Source organism: Bacillus cereus group sp. N11 (assembly GCF_016483605.1).
Taxonomy (GTDB): Bacteria; Bacillota; Bacilli; order Bacillales; family Bacillaceae_G; genus Bacillus_A; species Bacillus_A toyonensis.
On sequence record NZ_JAEHBN010000002.1, the window covers coordinates 252,864 to 273,628 of the forward strand.

Consider the following 20,765-nt stretch of genomic DNA (forward strand, 5'->3'; position numbering starts at 1 on the left):
GAAATGAATATGGAATTATGGGTGGCGACGTTTTTTGCGTTTTGCCGTATTACTTCATTTTTATATTTTTTACCTTTCTTTTCAGGACGGTCGATTCCTGCAATGGCAAAGGTTACATTTGGACTTGGTCTTTCGATTACAGTGGCCGATCAAGTTGATGTCTCTCACATAAAGACAGTTTGGGACGTCGCAGCTTATGCAGCAACGCAAATTGTAATTGGATTATCCCTTGCAAAAATTGTAGAAATGCTGTGGAACATTCCGAAAATGGCCGGACATATTTTAGACTTTGATATCGGTTTATCACAGGCAAGTTTGTTTGATGTAAACGCAGGGTCGCAGTCTACTTTACTATCAACAATTTTCGATATATTTTTTCTCATTATTTTTATTTCACTTGGCGGCATTAACTATTTCGTTGCCACGATTTTAAAGTCGTTTCAATATACAGAGGCGATTTCAAAATTGTTGACGACTAGTTTTTTAGATAGTCTACTCGCAACGTTATTATTTGCGATTACATCAGCGGTCGAAATTGCTTTACCGCTTATGGGAAGCTTATTCATTATTAATTTCGTCCTAATTTTAATCGCAAAAAATGCACCGCAATTAAATATTTTTATGAATGCATTCGTCATTAAAATTACATGTGGTATTTTATTTATTGCAATGAGCGTACCAATGCTCGGTTATGTGTTTAAAAATATGACAGATGTATTACTGGAAGAGTATACGACACTATTTAACTTTTTCTTAACGAAGTAGGGGGACGCGTATGGCAAAGGATAATAAAACAGAAAAGGCCACCCCGCAGAAGCGTAAAAAATCGCGTGAAGAAGGGAATATCGCCCGGAGTAAAGATTTAAATAATTTATTTTCTATTCTCGTATTAGCAGTTGTCGTTTATTTTTTCGGAGATTGGCTAGGGTTTGAGATTGCCAATTCTGTAGCGGTGCTGTTTGATCAAATCGGAAAAAATACAGATTCGACCGAGTATTTTTATTTAATGGGGATTTTGCTACTAAAAGTATCAGCTCCTATATTAATACTCGTATATGCTTTTCATTTATTCAATTATATGATTCAAGTCGGTTTCTTATTTTCTTCTAAAGTCATAAAGCCGAAAGCATCACGTATTAATCCGAAAAACTATTTTACGAGACTGTTTAGTCGTAAAAGTTTAGTAGATATTTTGAAATCACTGTTTTATATGGGATTAATCGGTTACGTTGCGTACGTTCTTTTTAAAAAGAATTTAGAGAATATCGTGAGTATGATTGGATTTAACTGGACTGCGTCACTTACTGAAATTATTAGGCAAATTAAATTTATCTTTTTAGCTATTTTAATTATTTTAATCGTTCTTTCTATTATTGATTTCATTTATCAAAAGTGGGAGTACGAGCAAGATATTAAGATGAAAAAAGAAGAAGTAAAACAAGAGCATAAAGATAATGAAGGGGACCCACAAGTAAAGGGGAAACGAAAAAACTTTATGCATGCCATCTTGCAAGGGACTATTGCGAAAAAGATGGATGGTGCAACGTTTATTGTAAATAACCCGACGCATATTTCAGTCGTACTTCGTTACAATAAACAAGTTGATGCGGCGCCAATTGTCGTTGCAAAAGGGGAAGATGAGCTCGCATTATATATACGGACGCTTGCCCGTGAACAAGAAATACCGATGGTGGAAAACCGTCCGCTCGCTCGTTCTTTATATTATCAAGTCGAGGAAGATGAGACGATTCCAGAAGATTTATACGTAGCTGTAATTGAAGTTATGCGCTATTTAATTCAAACGAATGAACTTGAAGTATAATAGCGCGTTTGGAGGGGATCTCTTTGTTTAAGATGGATTCTGCAAGAACCTATTTTTCTATCTTTTTAGCAGCGTCATTCGTTGTGGCGCTCCTAATTCCACTTCCACCATTTGTACTTGATATCGTTATCGTTTTTCTACTAAGTATGTCAGTACTTATTTATATGCGAGCGACAAGTATTAACGAGTGGGATGAATTAAAGTCATTTCCGACGATGTTGTTATTAATCGGGATTTTCCGCGTATCGATTAACGTTTCGACGACGCGAGCGATTTTAACAGACGGAAATGCGGGTCATGTTATTGAAGAGTTCGGTCAGTTCGTAATTGGCGGAAACTTATTAATTGGTATCGTTATTTTTATCGTTTTAATCATTTTCCAGTTTATCGTTGCAAACGGTGCATCTCGTACAGCTGAAGTAGCAGCTCGTTTTACACTTGATTCTTTACCAGGGAAACAAATGTCTATCGATGCGGATTTAAACCAGCGTATTATTTCAGAAAAAGATGCACAAGCAAAACGAAAAAAATTAAATATGGAAACAGAGTTTTACGGGGCGATGGATGGTGCCGGGAAGTTCATTAAAGGGGACGTTATTTTCGGGATTGTCATTTTATTCGTAAATATCATTTTCGGTTTAATTGTCGGAATGATGCAGCAAGGAATGAGCTTTGCAGATGCGGCTCTTCATTATACACAGTTAACTGTCGGTGACGGAATCGTAAACCAAATCGGTTCGTTAATGCTTGCGATTTCAACAGGTATTATCGTAACGCGTGTATTTGATGGTTCACCGGATACGGTAACGGAAGGTATCTTTAAAGAGTTATTAGCACATGAAGTTGTTGTATATGCGCTCGGTGGTTTGTTTATCGCAATGGGTATTTTTACTCCGCTACCATTCCTACCGTTTGCTCTCGTTGGTGGAACAATTATCTTCTTAGGAATTCGCAATAAAAAGCGAATAAAGAAAGAGAAAGAAGACGAGCTCCAAAAAGAATTAGAAATGATTCAAGGCGAGGATGAGCAATTACAACAAGTGGAAGATTCATTTGGAGTCTTTACAGATAAATATCCGATTATTGTAGAACTCGGTTTAGATTTAGCGGCACTTGTAAAGCAAAAAATTAATGGGGAGACAGCTCGTGATAAAGTTGTTCTTATGAGGAAATCGATTATTACCGACCTTGGTATTAACGTTCCTGGCATTAACTTTAAAGATAATACGAGTTTTAGACCACGTGGTCGTTACATTATTCGTATTAAAGGTGCGAAGGCGGCTGAAGGTGTTTTAAAATCAGGTTACTTATTAGCACTAAAAACACCGAACGTAATGGCTGATCTAGATGCAGAACCAGCGAAAGATCCAATCTTCGGTGAAGATGGATATTGGATTTTAGAGCATATGGTGCAAGATGCACAAATGAAGGGCTATCAAGTGTTAGAGCCACTTAGTATATTAATTACACATTTAGATGTTGTCGTTAGACGTAATCTTCATGAGTTAATTCAGCGTCAACATGTGAAAGACTTAATCAATTCTCTTGAAAATGATAATGGCGTTTTATTAGAAGAGATTAAGAAGAAAGAAATCGATTTATCACTCGTTCAAAATGTTATTAAACAACTTCTAAAAGAAGGTATTTCAATACGTGATTTACCAACGATTATTGAAGGTATTATTGACGGAAAAGAAGTGTATCAAAATCATGTTGATGGTGTAACGGCATTCGTCCGTGAATGTATTTCAAAAGTTATTTGTGAAAATGCAAAAAATCCGGACGGGAAAATTTATGCGGCGCTTTTCTCTGATTCAATAGAGCTAGATGCGGATGTTGTGAACAATTCCTATCAAGGTTACTTATTAAACTGGGATTTAGATTTAGAATCGCGAGTAGTTGAGCAAGTACAGCGCGTCTTTAAACAAGCGCGATTAATGGGAAGAGAACCAGTATTATTAACGCGTAGAAAAGATTTCAGATTTGCGATTGTAAGACTGCTAGAACGATATCAAATAGAAGCGCAAGTGCTTTGTATTAGTGAATTAGCACCAGAAATTGTTGTAGATCAAATTGCCTATATTGAATAGTAGGGGGTGAAGTAATGGAAAGTACAGAAAAGAAAGAAGCGTTAATGCGAATAAAAGCAGCTTCGAAAAATGAATTGTATCGAAAGTTATTTGACCAATATGGTACAGATTATTATTACGTTGTCGATGAAAGTGTAAAACGAAATATCCCGTTTTTTTGGAAAAAGGATTATGAAATGTTAGTTGCTTTTCCAGAGGATAAACAGGAAGAAGTGAATGAAGGAACAGCACAATTTCATGAACAATTAATGGATGTTGTGAATGATTCTTCAGAACAAATTGTGAAGGCAAATGGAATTCAATCAGTACTGCACAATTTAGAAAATGTAACGACTTCTATGTCATACGCGGCAATGCAAACAGGAAATAGTGAAGAATGGGCAAGAAAAAAAGAGAAACTATTAAAGTTGTTTGAAAAAGGAATCGTCGTGGTGAAACAGACGGAAGAAACGAAAGTAGTGAAAAAGCAAAAAGTTGTGAAACAAGTCGTTCCGACCAAGAAAAAAGAAGTAGTTGCAAAGAAAGAAAATCAAGAATCTGTACCGTTTATTATTCAAAAAGTAATTCGGATGCTAGAACAAAACGATGTAGAACAATATTTCATTCATGCATATGCTGAAAAGTTAAAAGTGAAGTTTGAAAATGCAACGATGATTACAGAAGAGGAAGTAATCGGATATATATTGGAAGATATGAGATCTCACTTCAACACTGAAAATGTATTTGAAAAAGAAGTACAAACAATTGCATTAATCGGTCCAACCGGGGTTGGGAAAACGACGACGCTTGCGAAAATGGCATGGCAATTTCACGGTAAGAAAAAAACGGTTGGCTTTATTACGACGGATCACTCTCGCATTGGGACAGTACAGCAACTGCAAGATTACGTAAAGACAATTGGATCAGAAGTAATCGCTGTGCGTGATGAAGCGGCAATGACAAGAGCACTTACGTATTTTAAAGAAGAAGCACGCGTCGATTATATTTTAATTGATACAGCCGGAAAAAATTATCGTACGTCAGATACAGTAGAAGAAATGATTGAAACGATGGGACAAGTAGAACCAGATTATATTTGTTTAACGTTATCAGCTTCTATGAAAAGTAAAGATATGATTGAAATCATTGCGAACTTTAAAGATATTCATATAGATGGTATCGTGTTTACGAAATTTGATGAAACAGCAAGTAGTGGCGAATTGTTGAAAATCCCAGCAGTTTCATCAGCTCCAATTGTATTAATGACAGACGGACAAGACGTAAAGCAACATATACATATTGCTACAGCTGAACATTTAGCGAAACAAATGTTACAAACATCGTAAGAAAAGAGGTGAAGAATAAGGCGGTTGCCTTATTCAAAGGAATATGAACGGTCTTTATATAGGTTCTATGGGAATGATGAATTACATGCAGCGTATTAATGTTCATTCGAATAACGTTGCAAATGCCCAAACGACAGGATTTAAAGCAGAAAATATGACTTCTAAAGTATTTGATGTACAAGACACATATCGCCGCGGAGATGGGGCTATGACAAATATCGGTTCGGTCGATTACGCTGTAGTACCAGCTGCGACGCATGTGAACTTAGTACAAGGAAATGTACAAATTACAAATAGTGCTACAGATTTCTTTTTAGATGACGGTGCGGCAGGCACATCATCATTTTTCGTTACATCTAAAAATGATGAAACGTTTTTAACGAGAGACGGAAGCTTCACATTAAATAGTGATCGTTATTTGCAAACATCTTCAGGTGCTTTCGTAATGGGAGAGAATAATGAGCGTATTCGTATTCCAGAAGGAGCAAAGGTTGCTGTACAAGCAGATGGTACATTATATGATGAAGTAACACAGAATAATATTGCCCGTTTGCAAACAAAAACAGTAGATGCAGAAACGAATGCTCGTCTCGTGCAGCGTGAAAACAAAAGCTTTACACTAGCAGAAGGAAATATTGCTAATTTACCGAACGGAACAGGAATAGTAAAAAATCATATGCTAGAAAATTCAAATGTAGATATGACGAAAGAGATGGCAGATCTTATGTCGAGTCAAAAAATGATTCAAGCATCTCAGCGTATTATGACTTCATTTGATAAAATTTATGAAAAAGAAGCGAATGAAATATTGAGATAAAGGAGACTTCCCGTTAAGGGGAGTCTTTTTTTTGTTGCTTATATTACAGTTACATCATAAAATGATATTGATAATCATTATCGTTTTATGATGTTTAATATGAATGGAAGTTGTGATGGTCGTATCAATTGTTTAACTAGGTGAATTAAAAACGAAGGGGAAGGTGTATTTATGTCTACTAAAAAGAAACTTTGCATTGGATTATGTTTAATTTCTAGAAAGAAAGAACAAGAGAGTATGTTTAATTCAGGGATAGATGAACAAGTAGAGTTGGCACTACAGGCAGAAGAGGCTAAGTTAGATTTTGTTTTTAAAGCAGATTATTTAGTGGCGCACCCGGATTTAATCGCTCGTAATAAGGGGAATGTAATGTTAGATCCGACATTATTATTTACTGCTATTGCGTATGCAACAGAAAAAATTGGAGTGGTTACGACTGCCTCCACATCGTTTTATCCACCATACATACTTGGGAGGCAATTACAATCTTTAAATTGGATTAGTAATGGCCGAGTAGGTTGGAATATTGTCACATCCATTGATGGTGCAGAAAACTTTGGAGAAGCCATCCTTATGAAGTTTTGAAAGTAGATAACACTGAAGTCATTAGAGAGATGGTAAAGCCTATTGAGCACAGTGGTGAATACTTTGAGGTGAAAGGACCACTTAATATTCCGCAGCATATTTCAGGAGAAATGCCATTATTTCAAGCGGGTGCTTCAGAGGCTGGCCGGAATTTCGCTGCTTCTGTTGCGGATGCGATTTTCGCCGCGATGCCAGATATAGAATCAGGAATCGAACTTCGTCAAAATTTAAGAAGAAGAGCAGAAAAGCATGGCCGAAAGCAAGATGATATACGGGTATTATCTGGATTATATTTCTTTATAGGTGATACATATGAAGAAGCGCTAGAGATGCATAGGCAAGCTCATCAACATCTCACAATGGAGAAGAGATTGGCTTTACTTGAAATGGTACTCGGATTAGATGCTAGAGGAATTCCACTAGAAAGTAAGATAAAGGAAGATATGTTGCCAAGTAGAGAGCAAACTGTACGCAGTAAAACACATGCCGAATTATTACGGAATTTCATCATTAAAAATGAACCAACTGTTGAACAAATACTAGAACGACCAGAAGTTGTTTGTTCTGCTCATTGGGTTACGATTGGTACACCACAAGATGTATTCCAGCAAATTATGAAAAGATTTGAAGCAGGAGCACTAGATGGATTTATTGCAATTCCAGGTGGGCCTCAGAAATCATTGGATCTATTCTTTAGTGAAGTTATTCCGTTATTTGTGAAGGCGGGTGTATTTAGGGAAGAATATACTGGTTCAACTTTGCGTGAACATTTAGAGGGGACTTTATCAAATACTTTGCTGTTAAAATAAGTGGAATACTATGTAGAAAATGCCTTTCATAAGAAGGCTTTTTCTTTTTGTTAAAATTTCAGAATTATCAATTGACTTTATGGGTCTTCTTTTTTTATATTAGTAGGTATAATAATAACTACTAATATAAAATGAATGCATCGTTTTCAAATGAGAGCTATGTAGATTGTGAGGGGTTACCGATGGATGAAATAATAAAAGAGTTACAAAAGCTAGGTTTTTCCCAATATGAATGCAAAGCGTACATTGGATTATTAAAACATTCCCCAGTAACAGGATACGAAGTGAGTAAACAAACAGGGGTACCTCGTTCGATGATTTATGAAGTACTTGGCAAGTTGATGGATAAAGGAGCGGTGCATATCGTTCCTTCTGACCCAGTGAAATATGTACCAGTGCCAGCTACGGAATTAATGGATCGAATGCGAAAAGACTTTGAAAAATCTTTTGCATTTTTAGACCAGAAATTAAATTGTTTAGAACAAGAGCGGCAAATTGATGTAATTTCGCATATTCGCTCAAATGATCGTGTTTTGAAAGAAATATGCAATATAATTAATAGAGCAAAAGAAGAGCTATGGATTTCAGTATGGGAAGAGCAAGTGCACGAGATTGAGCCGTTCACTCATCAAAAGGAAGAGGAAGGCGTACATATTTTTTCCATTTTATTTGGTGCTCCAGAAACAAAAATAGGAGCGACATTTCATCATAATTATATGACACCTCACGTCGTTGAAAAGAGAATGGGAGGTCATTTAACTGTTATCGCGCGTGATGGGGAAGAAGTATTAATTGCTAACTTTTCAAATGATAGCACTTCATGGGCGGTGACAACGTATGATCCAGCTTTAGTACTCGTCGCTACAGAGTATGTTCGGCACGATATTATGGTGGAAGAGATTACGAAGGAATTTGGAGCTGATAAATTAGATACATTATGGCGTGAAAACATAGATTTAGTTCATGTCGTAACAGGCAAACGCACGATGGAAGAAATGGAGGGAGATAATGGTGAATAAAGCTCAAGCACATATGACACTGCAGAGCGATGATTCATTTCAGCAAGGTGTAAAGGATTGTTTACCAACTGTATTTGGATATTTGAGCATCGGTATAGCAGCTGGTGTTATTGCGAAAACAGCAGGTTTTTCGGTCATAGAAATCGCCTTTATGTCCACGTTAATTTACGCAGGTTCTGCTCAGTTTATATTAGCGGGGATGTATGCAGCAGGTGCCCCAGCCTCAGCAATTATTTTTACCGTGTTCTTTGTTAATTTACGTCACTTATTAATGAGTGCGGCACTTGCGTCTTACTTCACGAAGATACCTCTTTTTAAAAATGTAATAATTGGTTCGCAAATTACAGATGAAACTTTCGGCGTTGCAGTGCAACAAGCAGCGCAAAAAGGATATTTAGGCGAGAAATGGATGATGGGCCTTAATGTAACAGCGTATTTAAATTGGATTCTTGCTACAGTTATCGGGGGGCTTTTTGGTGAGTGGATACCAGACCCTCATACGTACGGTATGGATTATGCATTACCAGCGATGTTTATCGGATTATTTGTACTTCAGCTAATAAGTAGTAAACCGAAACTAGCAATTCATCTCAGTGTAGCAATTGTAGCGATTCTTATCGCATACGTTTCACACTTATTTATGCCAGATAGTATAGCAGTTATTATTGCAACATTACTAGCTGCGACGATTGGAGTGCTGATTGAAAAATGGAAATGAGATTAGATGTATTATTACTATTACTAGCGGCAGGAGCTGTCACACTCGTTCCGCGTATTTTGCCTCTTCTCGTATTTAGTAAAATACAAATTCCAGACTGGGGTTTAAAATGGTTAAATTACATACCAATTGCGATATTAGCAGCACTTTTAGCACAAGTATTATTTATGCATGAGACGATGCAGTGGGATTATCTTATCGCCGCAATTCCAACATTTCTTGTCGCAATCTATACTCGTAGTCTATTAGGAACCGTATTAACTGGAGTGATTGTGATTATTTTGTTACGTTTCTTTTTCTAGAAAGGATTCGGCTCATATAATAGCGAAAGGTGTAATAATAAGAAATATATAGGGGTGGTGTTATGATACTTTTAACGATAGGAGCAATATTGTTAACGTTGTTTATTTTCTTTATTATCGGCTTTATTACGTTTATGATGTTTGTTGATAAGGCGACACCTCAAATTTATTATACACCTTGTGAATCAGTGACAGTGAAGTCTAAAGGTAAAGATAGAAGGAAGAAAAGTTGATGTTGTGCTTTTCTTCCTTTTCTTTTACATTCCTGAAAGAACTAACAACAACACTCCGAATAGAAAACTAATAAAAGAAAGAAAACCGATACATATCGATAACACACGATTATTTCTCCATTCGCGCCAGAAGACGATAGATCCTAAAATGCAAAGGAAAAACCAAATGGGTAAAAATATGAACTCACTCATTTTCTTGGGGAGTAACGAATAAAAAGTTGTTACATATAGTACCCAATTTGTTAAAAATAAAATACAAACGATAATGGATTGTGAATAGGGACGTTTTAAAAATTTCTCATTTTTAACTGTTATAAAAATGAGAGTTAGCGCTGATATAAAGGCAATGATTATGAAAATAAGTAAGAGTAATGTAAGGGGCATTAGAACCTCCTTTATAAGAGTGCTTTCATAAGAAATGAATCTATTAAATTGTATACTTGTTTTGTAGAGTGTTCGTTATATTTTTCAGTGTATGGATTTAAAAATCCATGCTCACCTTGTAGTTGTTTTATTTCTAATAAAGGATTATCTTGTTGCTGTAATGTTTTCGTTAAGGAGGATACTGAAAAACTAATTTCTTTTTCAGGAAAAATGAGTAATGTAGCACATGCAGGCTTCATGTGAACATAATCGCGTATACGAGAGCCGTAACATCCAATAATAAAATCTAGTTTTGGATTGTTACTACATAGCCATGAGATGGTAGCTCCAACGCTAAAGCCGATAAGTCCAATATGTGTGTAACGATTGGAAAGGCTATGAATGAGTTCCTCAATTTGCTTTTTTCCACCATCAAATCCAATGCGGTTCATAAAATATTGGTATGCTTTTTCTTCATTATTATAATGAAATGCCTGTTGTAGTTGTAGAAGATTCGGGCAGAATACATCTATTTGAGATGAAGTGAAGTGGTCAATTACATGATGCATATGATCATTTACACCATATATTTCATGTGAAACAACGAGAGCTAATTTTTTCTTCATCATTACAAAATTTCTCTTTGAAACTTGTATTCTTTCTCTACAAGGCAAATACGCAAGTGGAAGTTTTCATACCATTGCTCACGGCCTCTTTTTTTCGCTTCTTTATGTAATGTGTTCTTTTTCCAATTTTCAATTGCTTCAAGTGATTCCCAATAAGAAATTGTAATGCCGAGGCCCGAATTACCGCTTGCACTTTCTACACCTAAAAAACCAGGTTGCTGTTTCGCAAGTTCCTCCATTGTTTCGGCAACGGTACTATAATCTGTTGTATCATTTGATAAATTAGAAGTGAATATAACTGCATAATAAGGTTTGTTTTTTTCTAAATCAGATTTCATTGTCTTTCCCCCTTAATGTATAGTACGAATAATTCATCCATAGTTTGTATTTTAGCAGGTCACAAAAAGAAAAGAAGTGGAAAATTCAAATTTTTTCATCCCATGTAAAATAGAAGATAGAAGAAATTTATAATAAATAATCTAAAGAAAGAAAAACGCCACTTCAAAAAATTGAAGTGGTGTTTCTTATATTTCCTCTAAGCTATTAACTGGAACAGTTAATTCGCGACCTGGATTTTTTACTTCATATATGCGGGCGGTTTCGTTGCTTTCGTCGACGTGTTGAATCATAACAGGCATGCCTTGAAAACTGACATTAGCATGTTCCGCTGACACAGAAAGCTCTTTTGCACGTTGAATATTCATTTATATTCCTCCCATCATTATTATCTTTGCTAAAAAAGAGGAATAATATACCATTTCGAGACATTCTTAAAGTTTTTGTATTATTTGTAATGTTTCTTTAATAAATGAAGTGAAGATGGAATCAGGATAGGACTGTACGATTTCATATGCTTCTGTTACTTCTTCAAGAGCTCTTTTTTTATCATTAAGTTTGACATAACAAAGAGCACGATATGCCCCAGCTGTTATAAGCCGTGCGTGATCAAGTGGATGGTTTATATAATCTGGTATGATAGCACGTTGTAATGTTTTTAAAGCTTCTTCGTATTGTTTTAAACCATACAAAGCTTTTCCTTTTTCAAGATAATACGATCCATCATCTTGAAAAATTCGCTCATCTTTTAGTTTTTCTCGAAATTGTTCTACATGTTCTAATGCAATAGTATATTCATGAGTAATTGTGTTGTAGTAGTAAGCTTTTAAAAGATTAATAACCGCTGCAGATAAAGTATCTTCTGTAAAAATGGCAAATTGCTCTGATTTTTTTATGTAATGTAAATATTGTTCTTTATCAGCCGTTAGGACTTTTTGGTAAGATAAAATACGGTAAAATTCATCTGTTTTATAATACACTTGATGTTTTTTTGAAAATGCAAGTGCATCTAAAATGACACTTTCACATTGTTCGTAATTACCATATGCAAGAAAAATAATCGCCTCATATAAATATAACTCGATATGTATAATGAGATCCATTTCTAAATGTTTCTCTTCATAGTCATTTCGGATGCTAGCAATGAGTTGTAAACATTCAGCATACTTTTTACGTGTGAATATCGTAAAGGATAATTTTAATTTTGTTTCCGTACTTTCCCGGTATAACGTATATTTTTCAAAAATAGAAGTAGCCTTTTCCACGTAATGTTCAATATTGTAATCTTTCATTTTAGCCGCAGCTGTTACAAATTGTTTATATAAACGAGCGGTATTCAAAGTAGGAGGTAGCTCTTTTTGAACGATAGGTAGTAAAACCTCATATACTTCATCGTACTTATTTGCTTTTATTAGTTGTTCCATTTGTTGAATGAGTTCTATCATTTCCACATCATCATCTTCTAGTAAAAAACTCGTTTCGCATCCAAGTTTTTCAGCAATATATTGTAATGTTTTCATGGAAGGTGTAGCTTTTCCGTTTTCAATTTGGCTTAGCATACTTTTTGTCAGTTCTGAACCTGCTAAATCAGTTTGAGTAAGCTTTTTTTCTTTTCGTAACGTTTTAATTTTTGCACCGAGAGTAGCCATTATATGCTCCTTTATAATTTAAAAGTTAAATACAATTAAACTTTTTATTGTAAAAATTGGAAAGTTGATTATATAATAAGTTTAACACAATTTAACTTTTAAGGGGAGAGTGGCATAATGGGGGATGTAAGTATAGGTCAACATGATTGGAAAATGAAGATTGCAACGAGAAATATTATTTTAATGATGATTGGAAAAATGACGTCCTTGTTAGGGGCGGGTATTTATACGTTTGCAATGGGGTTATACGTATTAAAGACAACTGGTTCAGGAATGGGGTTTGCAACTACTCTTATTTGCGGATCAATACCAAGAATGATCTGTGGCCCAATTGCAGGTGCTGTAGCTGACCGCGTCAATCGAAAATGGCTTGTCATTGGCACAGATTTATTAAGTAGTTTAACGATGCTTATTATGTTTATTCTTGCAACTACTTTTGGGCCATCACTACTGTTTATTTATGTATCAGCGGCATTATTATCAATTTGTGCAAGTTTTTATTCTGTAGCATTAACTTCGTCTATTCCTAATTTAGTAGATGAGGAGCGTATTCAAAAAGCGAGTGCTTTGAACCAGACTGCAGCATCATTATCGAATATTTTAGCACCAATTATTGGCGGAGTTGTATTTGGTTTCTTTTCAATTAAGTCGTTCTTTCTGTTAAATAGTATTACATTCTTTTTAGCGGTAATTGTACAATTATTTATCGTATTTGATTTATATAAAAAAGAAATGGTTGAAAGTAAAGAGCATTTTTTGATGAGTATAAAAGAAGGTTTTTCATATATAAAAAGACAGCATGAAATATATGGTTTAATGAAAATAGGGCTATGGGTAAACTTTTTTGCAAGTGCACTGTTCGTTTCACTACCATTTATTATTATTCAAAACCTGCATTTATCCTCGAAGCAACTCGGTGTTGTAGAGGGCATGTTAGCAGTCGGGATGCTAATTGGTGCGATTGCATTATCAGTACGTAAAGAAGTGAATAATCCGTTTCGCTCTGTTTATATTGGGCTGTTTTTATTTGCGGGTTTAAGTTTATGTACAGTCTTCCCATTGTTAGTTACCATTCCGAAAGTAGTAAGTTTTATGTACTATATTGCTTTTATGATTTTAACGGGTATATCAATGATGGCTGTAAATATCCCGATGCAAGTACATTTGCAAAAGACGACAGATCCAAGTTATTTAGGCCGCGTTTTCGGTTTGCTTGAAACAATTGCTACTGCTATCGCACCGCTTGGTATGATTGTATATGGATTATTATTAGATATGTTACCGACTAGCATTGTTATGATGACAATAGGCGGAGGATTATTGTTAGTTGTTTTAGTTGGAGTGAAGAAGCATGTAGCGAAAAAGCAAGTGGATGTGTCAGCCTAAAAGAAAATTTGACTTAATGATAAAAAATGACCAAATTAGTATTTTAGTTTTTGAAACTCTTTTTCATGTATGTTACAGTAAAGTGAGCAGGCAAAGAAAAGGAGAAAACATCATGAAAAAAATAAGTTTTGTTATGCTTTTTCTGTTAGTTGTAATGGCTGGATGTAGCAATTATGACACGTATATTGAAACAGGTATGCAATCATTGAAAGATGAAAAATATAGTGATGCAACAATGTGGTTCGAAAAAGCAGAAAAAGAGAAATCAGGAAATGAAGCGAAATCATATAAAGAAATTGCCGAGATAATGGATCACGGAGCAACAGCATTAAAAGACGGTAAGTATTTAGAAGCGAAAGATATTGCAAATGAAGTGTTACAAAAGAAAAAAGATAATGAACTTGAAAAAGCTGTAAAATCAAATGCAGAGAATATGCTTCAAAAAGCAAAAGATGTGGAAGAGAAAGTAAATGAAAGAGTGGCAAAGCGGAGAAAAGTAGAAGAAGAAGGAATCGATAAACTTATTAAAGCTGTCGATAGTATAGATGAAGTGAAAGAAAAAGAGAAAAAAGTTTCAGAAGCATTAGATAAGGCTGAAGAGGCACAAGCAAAAATTGAGGCGAAGAAAAATAAATAGAGTTTTAGTTTAAAAGGCTGTCGTGTATAACGACAGCCTTTTAATTTTTGGCTGCGAAAGAAATGATGCTATGTAGTAAAAAAGAAATGATTTTAGAATTCCATCTGTCCTCATGATGAATCGTATAAATGTTACGCTGAAATTCAAATCTTGGAATTGGTATATAGCATAGCTCATTTCGTTGTATTTCTTGTTCAATAGCAAGTTTAGAAATAAAAGCGACGCCATTCCCATATTTTAAAATTTGTTTCATCGTTTCTAATGAATCTAGTTCAATTTCAGATTTGAATGTGATGTTATGTGCTAGTGTCCATTGTGTAAGTAAATCTCTCGTTGTAGATGGATTACGATGCAATAATATACGTTCTTTTTCGATATCTTGTAATGATACATTTGTCTTTTTAGCAAAATGATGTTCTTTGGAAAAAGCGAGAACAAGTGTATCAGGCATTACATTCGTTTGTTTTAAAAGTGGTTCATCAAATGGTGCAGCAGAAATTACTCCGAGATCAATTTCATGATTTTGTAGCATGATTCGAATTTCAGGAGCTGGTTTTACCATGAGTGTTATTTTTATATTAGGAAATTCGCATTGAAATTGGTGAACAACTTCTGGTAAAAGATAAGTCGCTGGTACATAACTAGCACCGATTGTTATAGCACCTTTATGAAAATCTTTAAACTCTTGTGTGACCCGCCTAGCTTCTTTCATAAGTGCATCTATTTTACAAGCATAATGATGCAATGCCTCGCCAGCCTCTGTTAAGAAATACCTTCCGGAACGTAATTCAAATAAAGACACACCGAGTTCCTCTTCTAAGCTTTTTATATGAAATGTAATAGTAGGTTGTTTCACGCCAAGTTTTTCTGCGACAATCGTAAGCTTTTTGTATTTCTTAATAAGCACTACAATTTCTAATTTTAAGAGATTCATTATGAATTGCCCGCCTTTTTTATTTTAACTATAGAAAAAATCTATAGAAATAAATAGTTTATTAGAAGTTTTTTAATTTAATCTTTACAGTACATTAACATTCAGTATAAATCTTCCATATAGAATGAAAGCAGGTTAAGAATGAGGGGAGAGAGGTGAAACGATGGATATTAAAATTCACGGATTAGAAAAGACATTTGGACAAACACAGGCGTTAAAACCACTGCAAATTGTCATGAAACAAGGGGAATTTACCACACTTTTAGGACCTTCTGGATGCGGAAAAACGACTTTACTTAGAATGATTGCAGGGCTTGAAGAGCCGGATAAAGGTGAAATATATTTTGGAGATAAGTGTATGTATTCCGGTGCGAAAAAAATAAAAACATCTCCTCATGAACGGAATATCGGTATGGTATTTCAAGATTTTGCTTTATGGCCGCATATGACTGTGTTTGAAAATGTTGCATTTGGATTAAGGGCTACAAAGCAAACGAATCATTTACGAGAAAAGGTAGAAGATGCGATAAAGCGAGTTCGCCTACAAGGTATGGAGAAAAGATATCCACACGAACTTTCTGGTGGACAGCAGCAACGTGTTGCATTTGCTAGAGCAATTGTAACAAAACCTTATTTTATTTTGTTTGATGAACCGCTTAGTGCACTCGATGCAATTTTGCGTGAAGAAATGCGCTTAGAGCTTATGGATATCGTTCATTCTATTGGCTTAACGGCATTGTATGTAACGCATGATCAAACGGAAGCTATGTCAATGTCAGATCAAATTATTGTCATGAAACAAGGAGAAGTATTACAAAAAGGAACGCCAGAAGATATTTATGTGAAGCCGTCTCATGAATTTGTTGCAAAGTTTGTTGGTAAGGCAAATTGGCTTGTAGAGAATAAACAAATGGTTCGTCCAGAGCACGTGAACTGGGCAAAAAATGAAGTGTGCGATACGTATACAGGTGAAATTCAGCACGTTACATATGTCGGAGAACGTTATGAAGTGAAAGTAAACATGGGGACACTCGGTGTATGGACAGCTTATCACAATTGTAAGCTAAGCGTCGGTAAACCGGTATCGTTATATGTACCAAAAAAATGTATTCATCATATAGGGGGAGAGTCGTATGAAGAAGTTCAGTTCGCTTAAGTCTTTATTTGTATGTACTTTACTATTTTCAGCTGTAGTAACAGGTTGTAGTTCAAAGACAGGTAGTGCAGATGCAAAAAATAAAAATTCTAATGAAAAGAAAATTGTTGTATATAGTGCAGGACCGAAAGGATTAGCAGAAAAAATTCAAAAGGACTTTGAAAAGAAAACCGGTATAAAAGTGGAAATGTTTCAAGGAACAACAGGTAAGATTTTAGCGAGAATGGAAGCTGAAAAGAAAAATCCAGTCGTTGACGTTGTCGTACTCGCTTCTTTACCAGCGATGGAAGGACTAAAGAAAGATGGTCAAACGTTACCTTATAAAGAAGCGAAACAAGCTGATAAGCTACGTTCTGAATGGTCAGATGATAAAGGACATTATTTCGGATATAGTGCTTCCGCATTAGGAATTGTGTACAACACAAAAAATGTGAAAACAGCACCTGAAGATTGGAGCGATATAACGAAAGGAGAATGGAAAGGAAAAGTGAATCTTCCAGATCCAGCACTTTCAGGTTCAGCTTTAGACTTTGTAACAGGATATGTGAAAAAGAATGGACAAGATGGATGGAAATTATTTGAACAACTTAAGAAAAATGAAGGTACAGTAGCGGGGGCAAACCAAGAAGCGTTAGACCCAGTTGTAACAGGTGCGAAAGATATGGTAATTGCGGGTGTTGATTATATGACGTACAGTGCAAAAGCTAAGGGTGAACCGGTTGATATCGTATATCCAAAAAGCGGAACAGTTATTAGTCCACGTGCGGCAGGCATTATGAAGGGTAGTAAAAATGTAGAAGGTGCAAAAGAGTTTATTGATTATTTATTATCAGATGATGTACAAAAACAAGTTTCTAAAGCGTATTTATTGCCAGGTAGAAAAGATATAAAAGCTGAAAATAGACCGGATGTAGAAGAGATTCCAGTATTACATATTGATTGGAAAACAGTTGAGAAAGAACAAGATGCAATAGGAAAACAATTTAAGAAAGTATTTCAATAAGATGGTGATTACATGGTAAATCGATTCGTGTCAGTAAGACAAGTTGGAATGACAGTAGCGTTGTTACTTGTGGCGATGTTAATCGTCATTCCGCTTTTTCTCATTTTATTTTCTAGTGTATATGAAAATAGCAGTTGGAATTTTTTAAAGCCTTTTGAAGTCATGCAGAGTGGCGGATTAGCTGGGATTTTTCTGAATTCGATGCTGCTAGGTGTACTCGTTGTAATAGGAGCTACAATATTTGCATTTCCATTGGCGTTCATTATGAGTAAAACAGATGTAGGAAAGTATAGTAAGTTAGATATTGTTTTTATGATTCCATTTATGACCCCGCCTTATATCGGATCGATGGGATGGATTTTGTTCATGCAACCTAACGGCTATTTTGAACAATTTTTTCCGATGCTAAAGACGATTTCATCATCGTTTTTTAGTTTAGGAGGTATGGTCTTAATTATGAGTCTGCATTTATTCCCATTCCTTTATTTCATGTTGAAAAACACGTTACTTCAGATTGGGAGTAGTAAAGAAGAAGCGGCAGCAGTTCATGGTGGGAGCTTTTTCTATCGTTTGCGAAAAATAATATTGCCGTTATTAGTATCAAGCTATGTCATGGGTGCTTTACTCATTTTCGTAAAGACGATTGCTGAATTTGGAACACCAGCTACATTTGGGCGTAGAATAGGATTCCACGTGTTAACATCAGAAATCCATAAATTTATTTCGAGTTGGCCGATTGATTTTAGTAGTGCAACAGCATTATCTTCTTTATTACTTAGTGCATGTATGCTCATTTGGTATATGCAAAACGTATTGAATCGAAAGTATACATATGCAATGGTTAGTGGAAAAGGTGTGAAATCTAAAAGGTATACTTTGTCTATATTTGCGCGCGTTGTAGCATGGGTTTATGTGATTAGTTTGCTAATCGTATCAATTGGTATCCCATACTTTTCTATACTGATTGCTTCATTGTCGAAATTAAGAGGCGGTGGCTTACATGTAAATAACTTTACAATAAGTCATTATGAAGCATTGTTTACAATGGGTTCTCCAGGATTAGAAGCTTTATGGAACAGTTTTCTTTTTTCGCTCGTAACAGCGGTTGTTGCTGTAATGATTGGAGTCTTTTTAGCACTTATGATTCGAAAGGGGAAGAAGTCTTCTGAAAAATGGCTTGATATGTGCGGTATGTTACCAAATATGGTACCAGGAATAGTGATGGTTGTAGGTCTTATTTTATTTTGGAATTCACCATATATGCCTATGTCCATTTACAATACACCTGTTATGGTTATCGTAACGTATGTTGTTCTTTTTTTACCTTATACAGTGCAGTATGTAAAATCATCGCTCGGACAAATTGATGACTCTCTTGTGCAGGCAGGAAGTATTTTTTCCGGGAATTATATTTATATTTTTAGGAAAATAATATTGCCTCTTATTATTCCTGGCATTCTCGCTGGATGGGCGATGACATTTACGATTTCAATACGAGAGTTAGTAGCATCGCTTCTCGTATTACCTCCATCAGTAGAAACGTCAGCAACGTTTATTTTTGCTCAATTTGAACAGGGGGAAGTATCTATAGGAATGGCGATGGCAGTTGTTTCTGTTGGACTTACAACACTATGCTTATTACTTCTGCAACATATGGAGCAAAAAAGAAAAGGGGTCGCATGATGAGGGTAGAAGTATGGGGAGGAGCAGGAGAGTACGGTCGTTCCTGCTATTTTGTAAAAAATAAAGAGACAAAAATCGTATTTGATTGTGGTATTAATCGATCGTATGAAGATAGTTATCCAAAACTAGAAAGAGAAGTCGTTCCATTTTTAGAGGCGGTATTTTTATCGCATATTCATGAAGATCATACGATGGGTTTACCTTTATTAGCGAAGTATGGATATAAGAAAAAAATATGGACAACTCGTTATACAAAGGAACAACTTCCAGCTTATTTTGAAAAATGGAGAAACTACAATCTTTCGCAAGGGTGGAATGTACCTTATAACGATCAAAATATAAAAGATTTAAATTATGTATGTATTGATGAGATTAGTAATCCAAATGAATGGATACAAATTACTCCTACATTGCGGTTTCAATGGGGGTATAGTGGGCATGTATTAGGAGCGGTTTGGTTTTTAGTGGATATGTGTAATACATACGTATTTTATTCTGGTGATTATTCCGCAGAATCTAATATACTACGAGCAAATTTACCTGAGAAGTTGCGAAGCAATATAAAAATTGCAATTGTAGATGCCGCTTACCATACTGATGATGTTTCGCAAAATGAAAGATTAGATAATCTATGTGCAGAAATTGAACGAGTTATGAAAAATAAAGGAATAGCATTACTACCGCTACCGCAACTTGGTAGGGCGCAAGATATAGTATTGTATTTATATGAACGATATAAAGAATTTCCGCTTATAGTAGATAAAGAAATTTTGGCTGGATTTGAAGAGATGTTCCTATATAAAGATTGGATAAAAAATAATGAAGAACTTCAATGGGTTATGGAGAGTTTAAAAAGAAACATAATCGTTATGGATCATGACATTAGTCTGCAAAATAGTTACGGAATAGTTGTAATGAGTGATGCGAATATGCAAACGAAACGCGCACAGTTATACTATGAACAAATTCGGCATGAAGAACGGAATTCCATTATTTTTACAGGACATATTGCGAAAGAGAGTTTTGCAGAAAAAGTTATGAAAGAGCATGTAAGGAATACATGTAGGGTGAATCGAGTTCCGTATAAAGTTCATCAAAGTATGGGTGATGTTAAGGCAATGTTAAATATATTATTACCGGAACATACTTTGTTAGTGCACGCTCTTAAAGAGGATACGGATCGATTACAACAAAAGCTAAGTACAGCAGGATATGAAAATATATATTCACTTGCAATGGAACGTATAGAAGTCATTTAAAATGTAAAGGGGA

At 35.2% G+C, this 20,765-nt stretch carries 21 protein-coding genes and 1 pseudogene; 16 read left to right on the forward strand and 6 right to left on the reverse strand.

Annotation, left to right across the window (positions count from 1 at the left end):
• Positions 1-3: 3 nt before the first annotated feature.
• The 10 genes and pseudogenes from JDS98_RS05130 to JDS98_RS05175 all read left to right on the forward strand — a co-directional run bounded on the left by JDS98_RS05130 (position 4) and on the right by JDS98_RS05175 (position 9,720).
• Entirely contained in the window at positions 4-765 is a 762-nt protein-coding gene (locus JDS98_RS05130; RefSeq protein WP_199633613.1) for a flagellar biosynthetic protein FliR, read from the forward strand.
• 10 nt (positions 766-775) lie between these two features.
• Positions 776-1,822, forward strand: coding sequence for a flagellar type III secretion system protein FlhB (gene flhB, locus JDS98_RS05135; RefSeq protein WP_098912060.1), 1,047 nt, complete (start codon positions 776-778; stop codon positions 1,820-1,822).
• A 23-nt stretch (positions 1,823-1,845) separates the two neighbouring features.
• Positions 1,846-3,912: a flagellar biosynthesis protein FlhA gene (flhA, locus tag JDS98_RS05140; RefSeq protein WP_000475627.1), complete on the forward strand. Its 2,067-nt coding sequence runs from the start codon at positions 1,846-1,848 to the stop codon at positions 3,910-3,912.
• A 14-nt stretch (positions 3,913-3,926) separates the two neighbouring features.
• A complete protein-coding gene (flhF, locus tag JDS98_RS05145; RefSeq protein WP_000446163.1) occupies positions 3,927-5,237 on the forward strand; it encodes a flagellar biosynthesis GTPase FlhF in 1,311 nt (436 codons plus the stop codon).
• Between the two features lie 43 nt (positions 5,238-5,280).
• Complete coding sequence (locus JDS98_RS05150; RefSeq protein WP_001013922.1) at positions 5,281-6,054, forward strand: flagellar basal-body rod protein FlgG; 774 nt, start codon at positions 5,281-5,283, stop codon at positions 6,052-6,054.
• Between the two features lie 171 nt (positions 6,055-6,225).
• A pseudogene (locus JDS98_RS05155) lies at positions 6,226-7,448 on the forward strand (LLM class flavin-dependent oxidoreductase).
• A gap of 182 nt (positions 7,449-7,630) precedes the next feature.
• Positions 7,631-8,467 (forward strand): TrmB family transcriptional regulator, encoded by an 837-nt coding sequence (locus JDS98_RS05160; protein WP_097957120.1) that lies wholly within the window; start codon positions 7,631-7,633, stop codon positions 8,465-8,467.
• Positions 8,457-9,185, forward strand: a complete 729-nt coding sequence (locus JDS98_RS05165; protein ID WP_199633614.1) for an AzlC family ABC transporter permease — start codon at positions 8,457-8,459, stop codon at positions 9,183-9,185. Before JDS98_RS05160 ends, JDS98_RS05165 begins: the two co-directional genes overlap by 11 nt.
• Positions 9,176-9,487, forward strand: a complete 312-nt coding sequence (locus tag JDS98_RS05170) for an AzlD domain-containing protein (protein WP_000425939.1) — start codon at positions 9,176-9,178, stop codon at positions 9,485-9,487. The genes JDS98_RS05165 and JDS98_RS05170 overlap by 10 nt, the downstream gene beginning before the upstream one ends.
• 62 nt (positions 9,488-9,549) lie before the next feature.
• A complete protein-coding gene (locus JDS98_RS05175) occupies positions 9,550-9,720 on the forward strand; it encodes a DUF3951 domain-containing protein (RefSeq protein ID WP_000602233.1) in 171 nt (56 codons plus the stop codon).
• Between the two features lie 24 nt (positions 9,721-9,744).
• On the opposite strand, the gene JDS98_RS05180 is transcribed toward JDS98_RS05175, so the two are convergent.
• The 5 genes from JDS98_RS05180 to JDS98_RS05200 all read right to left on the reverse strand — a co-directional run bounded on the left by JDS98_RS05180 (position 9,745) and on the right by JDS98_RS05200 (position 12,694).
• Positions 9,745-10,104, reverse strand: coding sequence for a hypothetical protein (locus JDS98_RS05180; protein WP_199633615.1), 360 nt, complete (start codon positions 10,102-10,104; stop codon positions 9,745-9,747).
• An 11-nt stretch (positions 10,105-10,115) separates the two neighbouring features.
• A complete protein-coding gene (locus JDS98_RS05185) occupies positions 10,116-10,709 on the reverse strand; it encodes a dienelactone hydrolase family protein (RefSeq protein ID WP_033663245.1) in 594 nt (197 codons plus the stop codon).
• Between the two features lie 2 nt (positions 10,710-10,711).
• A complete protein-coding gene (locus tag JDS98_RS05190; protein WP_199633616.1) occupies positions 10,712-11,047 on the reverse strand; it encodes an antibiotic biosynthesis monooxygenase family protein in 336 nt (111 codons plus the stop codon).
• Positions 11,048-11,233: 186 nt separating this feature from the next.
• Positions 11,234-11,413 carry an H-type small acid-soluble spore protein gene (locus tag JDS98_RS05195; RefSeq protein ID WP_001025738.1) on the reverse strand — a complete coding sequence of 60 codons (180 nt, stop codon included), beginning with the start codon at positions 11,411-11,413 and terminating at the stop codon, positions 11,234-11,236.
• Between the two features lie 66 nt (positions 11,414-11,479).
• On the reverse strand, positions 11,480-12,694 hold the full coding sequence (locus JDS98_RS05200; protein ID WP_199633617.1) for a helix-turn-helix domain-containing protein: 1,215 nt from the start codon (positions 12,692-12,694) through the stop codon (positions 11,480-11,482).
• A 117-nt stretch (positions 12,695-12,811) separates the two neighbouring features.
• Here JDS98_RS05200 and JDS98_RS05205 point away from each other — a divergent pair, with 117 nt between their 5' ends.
• Both JDS98_RS05205 and JDS98_RS05210 read left to right on the forward strand, forming a co-directional pair.
• On the forward strand, positions 12,812-14,080 hold the full coding sequence (locus JDS98_RS05205) for an MFS transporter (protein ID WP_000503120.1): 1,269 nt from the start codon (positions 12,812-12,814) through the stop codon (positions 14,078-14,080).
• Positions 14,081-14,192: 112 nt separating this feature from the next.
• On the forward strand, positions 14,193-14,717 hold the full coding sequence (locus JDS98_RS05210; protein WP_199633618.1) for a COG3014 family protein: 525 nt from the start codon (positions 14,193-14,195) through the stop codon (positions 14,715-14,717).
• Between the two features lie 40 nt (positions 14,718-14,757).
• Here JDS98_RS05210 and JDS98_RS05215 read toward each other — a convergent pair whose 3' ends face one another.
• Complete coding sequence (locus JDS98_RS05215) at positions 14,758-15,651, reverse strand: LysR family transcriptional regulator (RefSeq protein ID WP_001050616.1); 894 nt, start codon at positions 15,649-15,651, stop codon at positions 14,758-14,760.
• 163 nt (positions 15,652-15,814) lie between these two features.
• Here JDS98_RS05215 and JDS98_RS05220 point away from each other — a divergent pair, with 163 nt between their 5' ends.
• The 4 genes from JDS98_RS05220 to JDS98_RS05235 are packed head-to-tail and all read left to right on the forward strand — an operon-like array spanning position 15,815 to position 20,752.
• The gene (locus JDS98_RS05220) at positions 15,815-16,807 is read left to right on the forward strand and encodes an ABC transporter ATP-binding protein (protein WP_087970139.1); all 993 of its coding nucleotides are present in this window, start codon (positions 15,815-15,817) and stop codon (positions 16,805-16,807) included.
• Entirely contained in the window at positions 16,785-17,810 is a 1,026-nt protein-coding gene (locus JDS98_RS05225) for an ABC transporter substrate-binding protein (protein ID WP_098710908.1), read from the forward strand. The genes JDS98_RS05220 and JDS98_RS05225 overlap by 23 nt, the downstream gene beginning before the upstream one ends.
• Positions 17,811-17,822: 12 nt before the next feature.
• The gene (locus JDS98_RS05230) at positions 17,823-19,493 is read left to right on the forward strand and encodes an ABC transporter permease (RefSeq protein ID WP_199633619.1); all 1,671 of its coding nucleotides are present in this window, start codon (positions 17,823-17,825) and stop codon (positions 19,491-19,493) included.
• A complete protein-coding gene (locus JDS98_RS05235) occupies positions 19,490-20,752 on the forward strand; it encodes an MBL fold metallo-hydrolase (RefSeq protein ID WP_015000322.1) in 1,263 nt (420 codons plus the stop codon). The genes JDS98_RS05230 and JDS98_RS05235 overlap by 4 nt, the downstream gene beginning before the upstream one ends.
• The last annotated feature ends 13 nt before the right edge of the window (positions 20,753-20,765 follow it).